The organism is Neobacillus solisequens, assembly GCF_051233465.1.
Lineage (GTDB): Bacteria > Bacillota > Bacilli > Bacillales > Cytobacillaceae > Neobacillus.
Map to the genome: position 1 here is coordinate 184,951 of NZ_JBKFGJ010000011.1, position 13,987 is coordinate 198,937.

Annotated in this window: 12 protein-coding genes; 3 read left to right on the forward strand and 9 right to left on the reverse strand. The window is 38.6% G+C overall.

Annotated features, from left to right (window positions below):
- Positions 1 to 455 precede the first annotated feature (455 nt).
- A complete protein-coding gene (locus ACI3K6_RS12340) occupies positions 456 to 578 on the reverse strand; it encodes a DUF2165 family protein (RefSeq protein WP_435555243.1) in 123 nt (40 codons plus the stop codon).
- 415 nt (positions 579 to 993) lie between these two features.
- Positions 994 to 1,842 (reverse strand): pyridoxamine kinase, encoded by an 849-nt coding sequence (locus ACI3K6_RS12345; protein ID WP_435555070.1) that lies wholly within the window; start codon positions 1,840 to 1,842, stop codon positions 994 to 996.
- 168 nt (positions 1,843 to 2,010) lie between these two features.
- Between ACI3K6_RS12345 and ACI3K6_RS12350 the strand changes: the two genes are divergently transcribed.
- Positions 2,011 to 2,550 (forward strand): ECF transporter S component, encoded by a 540-nt coding sequence (locus ACI3K6_RS12350; protein ID WP_435555071.1) that lies wholly within the window; start codon positions 2,011 to 2,013, stop codon positions 2,548 to 2,550.
- Positions 2,551 to 2,889: 339 nt separating this feature from the next.
- Here ACI3K6_RS12350 and rlmD read toward each other — a convergent pair whose 3' ends face one another.
- The 4 genes from rlmD to ACI3K6_RS12370 all read right to left on the reverse strand — a co-directional run bounded on the left by rlmD (position 2,890) and on the right by ACI3K6_RS12370 (position 7,023).
- Entirely contained in the window at positions 2,890 to 4,281 is a 1,392-nt protein-coding gene (rlmD, locus tag ACI3K6_RS12355) for a 23S rRNA (uracil(1939)-C(5))-methyltransferase RlmD (protein ID WP_435555072.1), read from the reverse strand.
- Positions 4,282 to 5,157 carry a DNA-3-methyladenine glycosylase family protein gene (locus ACI3K6_RS12360; RefSeq protein ID WP_435555073.1) on the reverse strand — a complete coding sequence of 292 codons (876 nt, stop codon included), beginning with the start codon at positions 5,155 to 5,157 and terminating at the stop codon, positions 4,282 to 4,284. It lies immediately after the preceding gene.
- A 78-nt stretch (positions 5,158 to 5,235) separates the two neighbouring features.
- Complete coding sequence (pdaA, locus tag ACI3K6_RS12365) at positions 5,236 to 5,997, reverse strand: delta-lactam-biosynthetic de-N-acetylase (RefSeq protein ID WP_435555074.1); 762 nt, start codon at positions 5,995 to 5,997, stop codon at positions 5,236 to 5,238.
- 66 nt (positions 5,998 to 6,063) lie between these two features.
- The gene (locus ACI3K6_RS12370) at positions 6,064 to 7,023 is read right to left on the reverse strand and encodes a nuclease-related domain-containing protein (RefSeq protein WP_435555075.1); all 960 of its coding nucleotides are present in this window, start codon (positions 7,021 to 7,023) and stop codon (positions 6,064 to 6,066) included.
- Between the two features lie 633 nt (positions 7,024 to 7,656).
- Here ACI3K6_RS12370 and ACI3K6_RS12375 point away from each other — a divergent pair.
- Positions 7,657 to 9,204, forward strand: a complete 1,548-nt coding sequence (locus tag ACI3K6_RS12375; protein ID WP_435555076.1) for a fumarate hydratase — start codon at positions 7,657 to 7,659, stop codon at positions 9,202 to 9,204.
- Positions 9,205 to 9,954: 750 nt separating this feature from the next.
- Here the strand turns inward: ACI3K6_RS12375 and ACI3K6_RS12380 are convergent.
- From ACI3K6_RS12380 to cax, 3 genes are all read right to left on the reverse strand, one after another.
- Positions 9,955 to 10,155, reverse strand: a complete 201-nt coding sequence (locus ACI3K6_RS12380; RefSeq protein WP_335480353.1) for an SE1561 family protein — start codon at positions 10,153 to 10,155, stop codon at positions 9,955 to 9,957.
- 146 nt (positions 10,156 to 10,301) lie between these two features.
- Positions 10,302 to 11,048 (reverse strand): YfkD famly protein, encoded by a 747-nt coding sequence (locus ACI3K6_RS12385; RefSeq protein ID WP_435555244.1) that lies wholly within the window; start codon positions 11,046 to 11,048, stop codon positions 10,302 to 10,304.
- A gap of 496 nt (positions 11,049 to 11,544) precedes the next feature.
- A complete protein-coding gene (gene cax / locus ACI3K6_RS12390; protein WP_435555077.1) occupies positions 11,545 to 12,600 on the reverse strand; it encodes a calcium/proton exchanger in 1,056 nt (351 codons plus the stop codon).
- Positions 12,601 to 12,774: 174 nt separating this feature from the next.
- Between cax and ACI3K6_RS12395 the strand changes: the two genes are divergently transcribed.
- Positions 12,775 to 13,953, forward strand: coding sequence for an MFS transporter (locus ACI3K6_RS12395; RefSeq protein ID WP_435555078.1), 1,179 nt, complete (start codon positions 12,775 to 12,777; stop codon positions 13,951 to 13,953).
- Positions 13,954 to 13,987 lie beyond the last annotated feature (34 nt).

Consider the following 13,987-nt stretch of genomic DNA (forward strand, 5'->3'; position numbering starts at 1 on the left):
TAATATCTTCATATGAATTTACATAGGCACTTACAATAGTCCCCTGTACCAAATTAAAGCTTATACCTCTTCTTGTCAAAGAACTTTATCACACTTGAGGTAGAAATTTATAATTTGGTGATTGATATTGAAAGAGGTAAATTAATTAGTTAATTACCAACGAAAAGGATATGATTAATTTCGTAATAATGTAGGCTTTGGTTAAAGGTAGATGTTTTTTTATGATATTGACCTAAGAAAATTCAGATGCCTTCCATACGCGTAAAAGACACTGGCTGAGAAAAACCAGTGTCTAAAATTAATTCTAATAAGGTGAGTATAATTAATTGTAAAAAATTATAAGGGTACCATAGTCTATTAAATTACCAAAAATATTTATCCGCCAAATAACAGATAAAAATAATCGATTTTAATAGGAACACTACATAATAAAACAGATATAATCCACCTTATATTTAATCATTTTTAAGTGTAAAGTAGACTAGCGCAACTGATTGATATGTTACCAATCGAAACGCATCGGGTAATCCATTCCAAATGCTATTCATCCACATTCCGAACCATTCACCTGCCACCACTTGGAAACCAAAGAACCATAATAAAAATAAATGAAGAAATTGCAACCATCGTTTATCAATACATTAATATCAGCAAAAAAATATTAGTTGACTATTTTAAAATAATGTTTGAAAAGAAAAAAATAATAGCAGCTAATTATCCTGTACTAGCGAATATGTTTTATGGAATTTTCTACTCCTATATTTCTTCAATGATTAAATTTGAAAATATCAATTTTAATTACGTCAAAGGAGAAGATTTATTAACCGAAACTGTTGAGTTCTTTTATAAAGCTCTTACAACTGATCGACCTGATCGACCTGCTCAACACTAGCAATCGTGTGAAGGAGACATTAAGAATAAAAGGATTTCCTCTAAACCATAAAAGAGGAAATCCTTTTTTGAATTTGTATTTTTTCTTCTATATGCATCATTTCATATTAACATTTTCAAATATTTTTCGAAGTTAACTCCCTCTACTTCTTGAACTTGCTCTAAGGAGGAATCATTGATGGCAGCTGTCAGGAATGCCTCCGCAAGTTGTACAGACTTTTCCAAGTTCTCACCACGCATTATGCTTCCCATAATCACAGATGCAAATAAATCACCAGTGCCAGAATAGCTTTTACCATTATACTGCATTCGATTATAAAAGATATTACTTCCATCCAAGTACATATTTCCGATAACCTTCTCGTCTGAATTTGCTGCCGGTGGATTGATGCCAGTGATGATTACCTGTGCTCCAGTCTCTTGCTGCAAAATACACCCAGCCTCTTCAATCGCTTTCATATAATCCTTCTCATCTGAGTAGCCACTCAACTTTTTATAAGACCTTCCGGTTAATAAACAGCACTCCGTCACATTTGGTGTAATCACATCTGCACGCTTGACAAGTTCTCTCATTAATACCAGCAATTCATCGGTAAAAAGCTTGTAGACTTCCCCCAAATCCCCCATTACCGGATCAACCAGTAAAATGGTCCCCTTGATATAAAATTTTTCCAAGAAGTGAAAAATAGTATTAATTTGCTCTTCGCCAGTAACAAAACCGATATGGATTCCATCAAAGGTTACCTTGAGTTTACTCCATTCCTCAATGAAATATTTCATTTTAGATGTAAGGTCTTCACAAAAAAAACTTGGATACCCGGTTTGTGCAGTCAATATTGCCGTTGGCAGGGGACATGCCTGCACGCCCATTACCGAAAGAACAGGTATTGCAGCTGTTAATGAACATTTTCCAAACGATGATAAATCCTGTATGACAGCAACTTTTTTCATAATTAACCTCCATAAGGCCGCCGATCTTTAACACTATTCATAATACCACAAACATAAAGAAGCGGAAAAATTACAACTGACCATTAAGTTTTTTTATAAATTGACACTTTTATATATGCCAGCACATTGCTAAAATCAAGAAAATTATAGTATGAAAGGGTTAGAGATATGCAAAATACACAAAGTTTCTTAAAGCCAGGGTATAAAACTTTTGATTTAATTCTTACAGCCATGTTAGTCGCACTTGTTTTCCTGTCTACTTTCTTGAATATTAAACTTCCAATTGCTGCAAATGGGGGTTTAGTGCATCTAGGAACTGCTATGCTTTTTATCGCAGCTTTCCTTTTTGGTCCTAAAAAGGCGGCACTTGCCGGTGCGATTGGAATGGCACTATTTGATCTAGCCGGCGGCTGGGCGTTGTGGGCACCGATTACCTTTGTTTCACGTGCCCTGGAGGGATATATCGTTGGTAAAATTGCTTGGTCCAATGGCCGTAATGGTAATAGTCTTGCATTTAATTTAATTGGAGCAATTGCTTCAATGCCCGTCATGATCGGTGTTTATTACATTGGGGAAGGAATTATGTACGGCAATTGGGTACAACCCGTAGCATCAATCCCCGGGGACGTCGTACAAAATATATTGGGAGTGATTGTTTCTCTTCCGGTTTGTATTGCATTGAAAAAAGTTCCTTATTTTAAGCGGTAACTAGCCTGTCCGTATTTGTATATTACAATAAAGGATGGTACATTTACCAAACATAAAGGAGGAGTACTTGCTGCTAGGTCATACTCCCCTTTTTCATTTTTTCATTCACAAAGTTTTTTGCCATAGTCTCATCATACGTATGGTTGGTTAATTGAGTCTAAGATAGAGTATCCATCCATTGATGCTCTTCTTCTAATAATCCTATTTGAAATGCTTGTTTAATGGATTCCCTTGGACTTTTAACCAAATATCCTTGTGATCTAGATAATCCTTCAAATCCTGTCTTTACTAAAGGAGCATTTTTCTTTAATAATTCTCATCTGGGTGCAAAGTTCCTTTTCAGTTATTTATCCTTTTTAACATAATCTGGGCGATTGCTTCTATATGCGAAGTATGCGGAAACATATCCACCGGCTGAATAAACTTAACCTCGAAACTCTTGCTCAAAGTCTGTATATCCTTAGCTAATGTGGAAGGATTACAAGAAACATAGATAAGTTTTTCTGGTTTTACCTGTAAAATCGTTTGTAGCAATTGGTTATCGAGTCCCGTTCTTGGCGGATCCACGACGATCACATCAGGTTTCCATCCTTTTTTCACCCATTTAGGCAGGACTTCCTCTGCCTTCCCCGGTACATATTTTGTATTGGTGAACCCGTGACGCTTGGCGTTTTTCTTCGCATCTTCAATCGATTCCGGAATGACGTCCATGCCGCGGACTTCTGCTGCCTGATCTGCCAGCCATAAACCGATGGTCCCAACACCACAATAAGCATCAACGACTTTTTCCTTGCCGGTTAACCCTGCTGCTTTTTTCACTTCATTATAGAGTTTGACGGTTTGATAAGGGTTTAGCTGGAAGAACGTTCGTGCGGAAAGCTCAAATTGGAGGTCCCCCAAAGTCTCTTGGATGAAATCTTCTCCAGCTAATGTTGATGTCTCTTCACCAAAAATCAGAGATGTTTTTTCCCCATTAATGTTTTGAACAATTGATTTTACATTTGACAGACGCTTTTGAATTTCCTCAATGATTTGTTCCTTTTTGGGTAAATCCTTTTGTGAGGTAATCAGAACCACTTGTAATTCCCCAGTCTGCACTCCTACCCGTGTAACAATGGTTCGGATGACGCCTTTTCCGGTTTTTTCATTATATACAGGTACCTTTAATTCCTCTAGGATAGCCTTAACCTTGGCCGTTGCTTCATTGGTTTGTGAGTGCTGGACCGCGCATTGTTCGATATTAATTAATTGATGGGAATTAAGTCCATATAATCCCGCCAGCAGTTTTCCGTTTTTTTCACCGACCTGGAAGCTACTCTTATTCCGGTATTCCCACGGGTTTTCCATGCCAATCGTGTTACGGATGTCCAGCTTATCAATTGAGAGTTTGGTATGGCGCTCCAATGCCTGGATCACTACATCCCGTTTTTCTTTGAGCTGTTGATCATAGCTCAAATGCTGAAGCTGACAGCCCCCACATTGATCGTAAACCGGACAAAGTGGTTTCACCCGATGCTGTGATTGTATGCGGATTTTTTTAATCTTGGCTTCAGCATATTTCGGATGGATCTTAGTTGCCTCTACTACCACTTCTTCGCCAGGAAGAGCGCCAGGCACAAACACGACTTGCTTTTTAAAATAGCCGACCCCTTCCCCATTGATTCCGAGTCTTTTGATGGTTAGTGGAAAAGTTTGTTTTGGTTGAATTTTGATGGATTGTTCTGTTTTCATTTATTTCACTCCAGATGGTTCGATGCTTCGCCATAGATACAGGGAAGCATAGCTTAAATAGGGCTCCCAGTCTTGATTATATTGAGCCATTTCTTCATAGGTTGGTTTTCTTTCTAATTGATACAATTTTTTAATGCCGTTTTGAATGCCGATGTCGGCCAAAGGAAACAGATTTGGCCTTCCTAGTCCAAACAGTAGGAAATTCTCGACGGACCATTTGCCAATGCCGCGAATCTTGGTTAGTTTTTCAAAAATTTCTTCGTCAGACTTGATTTTTAAGACATCGAGATCTAAGCCGTTTTCGACAATTTCTCGGGAAATACCGATGATATATTCCGCTTTCCTTCCACTAAATTGCAAATGTCGCAATTGTTCCACGGTAATATCGGCGACCGTTTCCGGTTTCGGGTAAAACCATACACCGTCCACATCGTAACCAAACGTTTTTACAAACCGGTCATTCAAGGTGTAGGCAAAGGTCATATTAATTTGTTGATGGATGATGCATTTAACTAAGCTTCCGTACAAATCAAAGTCGAGAACCAACGGTGTTCCTCTGAATTTTTCAAAAATCGGCTTTAGGTCTGTTTTGGAATAGTGTTCGTTAATTGGTTGTAATGGGACATTCCATTGAAAAATTTCAGAGAGTCTTTGGATGATGGGTTCATTTAGGGTATGTCCTTTTAAAATAAAAGCCGGTTCTTCTACCGTTCCAATTGCTGTGATATCTACTACAAAAGGTTCGTTATTTACCACAACTGGAACACGGATTGAGCGTTTTTCTAAGTCCAAATACCTTAGAGGATCCGGTGCATGCCGTTCCAACACACTGTCAAAGTTATAAGGCCCGTCAATCTTAATGGTTTCTTGCCTCACGAAAGCTCCCATCTCTCTTCATTTTTCCTGTATTATAGCATGAAAAGGGGAAAAACCGAATTTCCAACGAAATTCGGTTTATTTAATCTTGATATCATCAAGGCTCTTAAATTTGTAGCCTTTCTTTTTCAAATCCTTAATCGCTTTTTCAAGGGCATCGGCGTTGTCTTTGGAAACGGAATGAAGTAGCATGACGCAACCAGGATGCACTTGCCGCATGATGTTATCGTAGGAATATTGCCAACCTTTTTGCTGATTGATGTTCCAATCAACAAAGGCAAGTGACCAGAATACATGAGTATACCCTTCTTCTTTGGCAATTTGCATGGTGCGTTCGCTAAAAATACCGCGTGGCGGTCGGAGATATTTCATTTTCTTCTGACCGGTTAATTCTTTGGTTTTGTCCCTAACACTATTGAGTTCTACTCTGATTTTTTCATCACTAACTGCGGTAAAATCCGGATGATGCCAGGAATGATTCCCGATAATATGTCCTTCTTTTACCATTCGTTTGACCAGTTCGGGCTGAGAATTAAGGTAATGGCCTGTTACAAAAAAAGTAGCGGGTACTTTTTCTTTTTTCAATACATCGAGTATTTGTGGTGTATAGCCATTTTCATAGCCGCTGTCAAAGGTAAGATACAAGGTCTTTTTAGTTGGATCTCCCTTGTAAAAAGCACCGTATTTGGCTAGGAGCTGATCATATTGCGCCCCAGCTTCTGCAGGCTGTTCGTTGACTGCTTTTTTAAAGCCCCAATGGATAGCCTGATTGGATGCAGCATATATAACAGTCGGGATTAGTAAGATAAGCATACTAATTAAACTTAAAACTTTTTTCATCCATGTTCCCCCTATTTTGTTTTTTTATAGTGTTTGTTTTGTGGAGGAAAACATGATTGGAATATTTTAGGTAAGTGGTTGATGGTAGACCCGGCCTTTATTTTTTCCTGAAGGTATGAGATTTAAAGGGGCTAATTGATAGGTTGCGATTCTTGAGGAAGGCAGTCTAAGGAATTCTTTGATTTCTGCGTTTGTGAAATATGGCTTAATCAAAAGGTAAAACACTTCAATTGCAGCTATGTGTGCTGTCTTTGAGATTAGGCCACATGACTGACATATCCATTTTCCAAAATGGTACTGCATCGGAATGAACGAACAATCGGGACATTGGACTCCAGGAGTAATGTCATTCGAATTTATACTATACCTATCTAAGACATCAATTTTATTGGGTACATGATGCTGTATAATTAATCTTTTCATTTTACTTATTGTTTTTGGGTCCAAGACATCCTTTTTATAAACGTCCCCAAATTCCGATATTTTCATTAAAAGATTTTCTGCTTTACATACTCTTTTTTCGGCTTCTATGTAACCCTGTGCAATCTTAATTACACTCGATTTATTACTTACACAAACAAGATGTTCCATTGGGATTTTTGGAATTTGATGTGGTTCAAACCAGTTTTGCAAAAGAAGTTTTTGACGGTTTACTTGAGTAAGGGGATTTTCGTAGATCTTTTCTGCACTATCTATAGTTTGAGTTAATTGATGTTTTTCAAAGAATAATGTCCCAGAATAGTTTTTACCTTCTATAAAAAGAGAAGTTTTAGGTGAGAAAAGGTAGGAGTCAATTTGGAAGTGGGAATCGTTAACTGGGAGCCTGATATCTTGAAAAATGAGGTACTTCTTTGGTGGAAGGAGATTTAAAAAGTAATTGATTTTCATTTCACCGTAGTAACCCGCACTTAAGCTTCTTAAATTATCTTCAACTTCGGTCCTCTTAGGGTGATTTTCTTTTAACCTGGGCAGAAGTACTTCGTGTTGTGCTAAAATAATTGGTTTTGTAAGATTTTTTACAAACAATAGAATCCCTCCTGATCTATTTTTATAAACTATTCGACATAATCAGTCAAAAACCTCTCTTTATTTGCTACTTTTCTACTTGAATTAAGATTTAATCTACATGTTTTTTCGAGGATTTCCGTAAATCCATAGGAAATCTAGATGTATTGGTGGTAATCGAAATTTATCTTCGTTGTTTACTGGTTTTTCTACGAAAATTAGTATTTATCTACTTGTTTTTTCCTGATATATACGTAAATACTGAGGATATCTACAACTATTGATAACACTCGAAATTTATCTACGTTGTTTACTGGTTTTTCTACGAAAATTTGTATTTTATCTACGCGCTTTTACCGGATATCTACGTAAATACGGTGGATATCTACAACTATTGGTAGCACTCGAAATTTATCTACGTTGTTTACTGGTTTTTCTACAAAAATTAGTATTTTATCTACTTGTTTTATTTTGATTTCTACTCAAAGGCAAAATATATCTACATTTATTTTATAATAAATTCCATCCACTTCCATGTAATCGATTGCAGGTAAATTCTTTTATTATTCCCTTCCAAGGAGTATAATTAAACCGTCAAAAAGTTGTAAAATTTAAAAAGATACTTAGGGGAATATGGGAAAGGGGAAAGAAAAATTGGATATTGCAAAATTTCAAGAGAGCATGTACAAGCTAGTTGTCGAAACTTCTACTAAGCTTCCGAAAGACGTTCGCCGCGCTGTTAAGGCTGCTAAGGAACAAGAAAATGCTGGAACACGGGCGGCAATGAGCCTTGCTACAATCACGAACAACATTAAAATGGCGGACGAGCAGGTATCGCCAATTTGCCAGGATACTGGTCTTCCTACATTTAAGATTAAAACTCCGGTTGGCGTCAATCAGTTGGAGTTGAAAGAAGCCATTAGAAATGCTGTTATTCAAGCGACAAAAGAAGGAAAATTGCGTCCAAATGCGGTTGATTCATTAACTGGCGAAAACAGTGGAGATAACCTTGGTGCTGGATTACCAGTGTTTAAATTCGATCAATGGGAAAAAGATTATATCGATGTCCGCTTAATTTTAAAAGGCGGCGGTTGTGAAAATAAAAATATTCAATATAGCTTACCTTGTGAACTTGAAGGGCTGGGTCGTGCGGGCCGTGACCTTGATGGAATTCGTAAATGTATCATGCATTCCGTTTACCAAGCACAAGGCCAAGGCTGCAGTGCTGGATTCATTGGAGTCGGCATCGGCGGTGATCGTTCTTCAGGCTATGATTTAGCGAAGGAACAATTATTCCGCTCTGTTGAAGATGTGAATCCTAATGAAGATCTTCGCAAACTAGAAGAATATGTGATGGAAAATGCCAACAAGCTTGGCATCGGAACAATGGGCTTTGGCGGCGAGGCAACTCTTTTAGGCTGTAAAGTTGGTGTAATGCACCGAATTCCGGCAAGTTTCTATGTATCAGTTGCTTATAACTGTTGGGCTTTCCGCCGTATGGGGGTAAGTGTTGATGCTGAAACTGGCGAAATTAAAGAATGGGCTTATCAAGATGGTGAGTTTATCGATTTTGCTGAAACTGAGGCTGAAAAAGAAACCGCTGCTGCTAGTGCTGATGATGAAGTCATTACATTGCAGGCACCAATTACTGAAGAACAAATTCGTTCTTTGAAGGTCGGCGATGTCGTCCAAATTAATGGATTAATGTACACTGGTCGTGACGCGATTCATAAATATTTGTCTGATCACGATGCCCCAGTTGATTTAAATGGACAAGTAATTTATCACTGTGGTCCAGTCATGTTAAAGGATGAAGTTGGCGTATGGCATGTTAAAGCTGCCGGCCCAACTACAAGTATTCGCGAGGAGCCTTATCAAGGCGATATTATGAAGAAATTTGGCATTCGCGCGGTGATTGGTAAAGGCGGAATGGGACCAAAGACGTTGGCTGCTCTTCAAGAACATGGCGGAGTATACTTAAACGCTATTGGCGGCGCAGCACAATATTATGCTGACTGTATCAAATCTGTTGAAGGTGTAGACCTAATGCAATTTGGTATTCCGGAAGCAATGTGGCACTTACGCGTTGAAGGTTTCAAAGCTGTTGTGACGATGGACTCACATGGTAACAGCTTACATGCGGATGTGGACAAATCTTCTTTGGAGAAATTAGGGCAGTTTAAGGAACCGGTTTTTAAATAAGAGGTATTTGAGTAGACGAGTTGTTGGCGTCTACTCTTTTTTTATGTAAGATTTGTTACTATCTTTTTGGAAAGTGTTGATATCTTCCACATTCTCGTTGAAATCTCACCCATTTACGCTGATATATCCACTTTTTGCGTCGATATCTGATTCCCTAAATCTTAACATGTCGATATATCCTCTAGACACGTTGATATCTTCTCCATTCCCGTTGATATCTCACCCATTTACGCCGATATATCCCCCTTTTACGTCGATATCTAATTTCCCAAATCTTAGCATGTCGATATATCCTCTAAACACGTTGATATCTTCTCCATTCTCGTTGATATCTCACCCATTTACGTCGATATATCCCCTTTTTACGTCGATATCTAATTTCCCAAATCTTATCTTGTCGATATATCCTCTAAACACGTTGATATCTTCTCCATTCCCGTTGAAATCTCACCCATTTACGCCGATATATCCCCTTTTTGCGTCGATATCTGATTCCCTAAATCTTAACATGTCGATATATCCTCTAAACACGTTGATATCTTCTCCATTCCCGTTGAAATCTCACCCATTTACGCCGATATATCCCCTTTTTGCGTCGATATCTGATTCCCTAAATCTTAACATGTCGATATATCCTCTAAACACGTTGATATCTTCTCCATTCTCGTTGATATCTCACACATTTACGTCGATATGTCCCCTTTCTATGTCGATAAATAAAGATTCCGCCCCAAATAAAAAAGCCCGTCATTATTGAACAGGCTCACTTACTTCACGGTTATCGAATTCCCGGCATTTGGATTCCATTTCGTCCAAAATTGAGATTAAACGATCGATGTCATCTAGATTTGTCTCTTCTGGATCAATCGCGTCTAGGACGTCGATAAACATATTTAAACGTTGTTTTAAAAAGTTGACTTGTGTATTTTTATCAGTTAACGGGTTTCCCACAGTTCTTCACTCCTTTCGCTACCGTTTAATCCTACCGAATTCAAGCTATTTTTTCAATCATTCTCGTGATTTTCCTGTTTGATTCCAAAATGAGGTGAAAAATGCCGAAGCTCCCACCAAATCGGAAGGAGCTCCTTACCGCAATCTTATCGCGGGCGGTCGGACGCGACAAAGCCAAATGAAACATAGTCCTGTACCGGTATCCATGCTCCAATCCCTTGTGAAGTAACATTTTTAATCACAATAGATTTCCGGTTTCCTTTGAGCATTAGATAGACCTCGCCATAGGTCACTTTTCCTTTTTCATTTACACCTGGAGCATAGGCGTATAAATATCCTAGTCGGTTTGTAGGAATGTTGTAGATATGATCGTTCTTTGTGCCAGCACCAATGATGGTCTCAAAGGCCAGCGGTAAGTGGGTTTTTTCCATTGCCTTTAGGAGCATCATTTTTTTTACTTCTTCAGCATCTGGAATTTTGGATGTCAAGCCGCCACGGACAATCTTTTGTGACTCTTGGACATATTTAATCTGATATGGTGCATTGCCTCCGCGATTATCAAAGTAATTGGTATTAATCTTTTGATATTCCCAATTGGGAGATGTTTCTGATGATTCATAGTTTAACGGCCATTGTCCCAAAAAAACAATAGCCCGGTAGCCGATTGCAAACGGTGTCCCATTAATACTTGTTTCATTGAGCATCCGGATTAAATCAGGGTTTTCAATTTTAACTTTTGATGAGTTAATTAGTTTTTTCGTTAAATCACTCGGCTGCAGGAACGGCAAGTCCTGAGTTGAGTTCGGATAGGTATTTTCCTTGGTGATATTGCGTACTGATGGCGGCACCTGATATTTGACCGCCTCTTTTTTTGCCGCATCTTTATCAGCCATAACAGTTGGGATAAAAGTTAACATGAATAGCAATGTGATCAGTAAAGAAACATATTTCTTCACGGGTAGAACTCCTTTCACTAGTAGCATTAGTCATAGTTTTTTCGGAGTTGATAAATATTATCCATTCATGAGATTAAATTCTAAAAAGGGCCTTACAACAGGAAAAAAGTAATAAAAATGTCATAAACAGATTATTTACAAAATTTAATTTTCAGATTATAATACAATTAACTTATATAAAAGGAGGGCAGCGATCAATCGGCTAACAAAAATCATTTATCATCTTAAGGAGGTTGGGATCCCCGTCTAATATGAAATTCAACACTCGTGTTCTCAATTTTAACTAAACATGAAGGTTGGTGATTGATGGTACCCAAAAATGAAAGCGATTGATTTTTAAACCCTTAACGTCTAAATTATAGCATAGCTACAAGTACGAACCCGTTACATGAAAAAAAGACTCTAGGCCGAATAGGCTTAGAGTCTTTCGTGTTTATAGCAAGAAAAATCCGATTCCCATGATGGCGTAGGCGGCTAACAAGGTTAACCCTTCGAACCAGTTCGTTTCTCCGTCGTTGGAGATAATCACCATCAGCAGTACGGAAGAAGCCATTGCGGCTAGTTCTTGCCATGAGAATAACAAAGGCATTTTGGTATCAAAAAAGATGGAAACCAGCACAAGCACTGGTGCAACAAACATGGCGACCTGTAGGGTGGAACCGATCGCAATTTCTACTGCCACATCCATTTTGTTTTTAACAGCCATTAGGACAGCAGACGCATGCTCCGCGGCATTACCGACAATTGCCACAATGATAACCCCGATAAACAGCTCCGACCAGCCAAATGACTCAGCCACATATTCAAAAGTATGTACAAGGTGCTCTGAAATATAGGCAACGGCTAAGGTGGCAATCAACAGTACTCCAATAGCACGGCCTTTGCTCCACTCTGGTTCTTCCTCTCCATGCTCTTCAACCGTTTCACTTTGATAAACTCCACGATGGGTTACCAGTTTAAATAATAACGCAGCAACGTATAGTAAGATCAGCGTAATGGATATTCCAATGCTGAGAGAGAATGTTTTGGTCTCACTCATATCCATTGAAAAAACATCCGGAATGACAAATGCTACGATCACAGCAAACATTAATAATCCAGAGTTGTGGCGGGCATCATATACATTAAATTTTTGTCGCTTATACTTTAATCCGCCCAAAAAAAATGAAAGCCCTGCGACCAAGAGCAGATTCCCTAAAACCGAACCTGTTAAAGAAGCTAGAACGACACCAACCAGACCAGCTTTTAATGAAAATACGGAAATAATTAACTCAACTGCATTCCCAAATGTGGCGTTTAACAATCCGCCTATCCGTGGTCCTGCCACAATTGCCAAGCTCTCCGTCGCGCGCCCCATATAACTGGACAAGGCTATAATCGTTAAGCAATAGATCGCAAACATGACAATACTCGGCCAATGCATCAAAGTCCCGATGATGGAAACCGGCACACCTATAAATGTCATGAGCATAAAGATTTTATTTGTCACCACAATCCCTCCAAACATCTATTTCTATATCTTTCCCCTAAAACTGCCGACCCTATTTCCTGATAACACTGAAAAGATTATCACTTTTACGATTGGTAAAGCAACATTTTTCTTGCAAAAGTGGAATATTCTAGATACCATCATGTATGACTATTTTAGAATAGAGGAAATCTTATGAATAAAAACAGCCTTCGCTTCTGGATTCTTGTCAGCATTGTTGCCATTTCCGGGTTTTCGCAAGGAATGCTGCTACCCTTAATTGCCGTCATATTTGAAAAAAGCGGTGTTTCCTCCTCTTTAAACGGATTAAATGCAACCGCTCTCTATATTGGTATTCTCTTTGTCTCACCTTTCATGGAAGTGCCGCTTCGAAAATATGGCTATAAACCAATCATTATTGTTGGCGGTGGGATTGTTGTCTTATCATTGGCGTTATTTCCGCTCTGGAAGACATTTTGGTTTTGGTTTTTCCTGCGGCTATTGATTGGGATTGGCGACCATTCGCTTCATTTTGCCACCCAAACATGGATTACCTCTTCCTCGCCTGCTGATAAACGTGGAAGAAATATTTCTTTGTATGGATTATTTTTCGGGATTGGCTTTGCCTTGGGACCATTGATGACTCCTATGGTCAAGATCAATGAAGCCTTGCCATTTATCGTATCATCCGTGCTATGCTTCATTGGCTGGGTGTTTGTTTTTTCCATAAAAAATGAATTCCCAGAACAAACGGTTACCATTAATTCATTTTTAACTACCATTAAACAGTTTCGAAAAGCATTTAAATTTGGCTGGATTGCGTTTCTGCCGCCACTTGTCTACGGATTTTTAGAGTCATCTCTTAATGGCAGCTTTCCTGTTTATGCGCTTCGAAGAGACATAGATGTTTCAAGTGTATCACTTGTTCTTTCCGCCTTTGCGATTGGCAGTATTATTACGCAGCTTCCACTTGGAGTATTAAGTGACCAATACGGACGCAGAAAAATCCTAATGACAGTACTGTTCCTTGGTTTTTGCAGCTTTATGTTCGCCAGTTTTCTTGAGCAATCAACAATTGGGTTATTTGTTGCCTTTTTAGCTTCGGGGATGCTTGTCGGATCGACGTTTTCCTTGGGGATTAGCTATATGAGCGATTTGGTCCCAAGAGAATTGCTGCCTACTGGAAATTTGTTATGCGGTATTTTTTTCAGTCTGGGAAGTCTTACAGGGCCCATCTTTGGCGGATTATTCATCAAGTATTTTCAAAATGTCAGTTACTTTTATATCATCAGCACCCTTTTGCTGATTGTTTCTTTAATTATTTTTACTTTTGGAAAAAAAGCTGGGCCTGCTTTGCAGGAACAAAAATCATAATGGCTTGCTAGAGCATATTCATTTCTAAGACATA

Bases quoted from the DNA above. Each gene is read 5' to 3' on its own strand.
- ACI3K6_RS12345 (WP_435555070.1), bottom strand. From the start codon at position 1,842: ATGAAAAAAGTTGCTGTCATACAGGATTTATCATCGTTTGGAAAATGT.
- ACI3K6_RS12350 (WP_435555071.1), top strand. From the start codon at position 2,011: ATGCAAAATACACAAAGTTTCTTAAAGCCAGGGTATAAAACTTTTGAT.
- rlmD (WP_435555072.1), bottom strand. From the start codon at position 4,281: ATGAAAACAGAACAATCCATCAAAATTCAACCAAAACAAACTTTTCCA.
- pdaA (WP_435555074.1), bottom strand. From the start codon at position 5,997: ATGAAAAAAGTTTTAAGTTTAATTAGTATGCTTATCTTACTAATCCCG.
- ACI3K6_RS12385 (WP_435555244.1), bottom strand. From the start codon at position 11,048: ATGGCTGATAAAGATGCGGCAAAAAAAGAGGCGGTCAAATATCAGGTG.
- ACI3K6_RS12395 (WP_435555078.1), top strand. From the start codon at position 12,775: ATGAATAAAAACAGCCTTCGCTTCTGGATTCTTGTCAGCATTGTTGCC.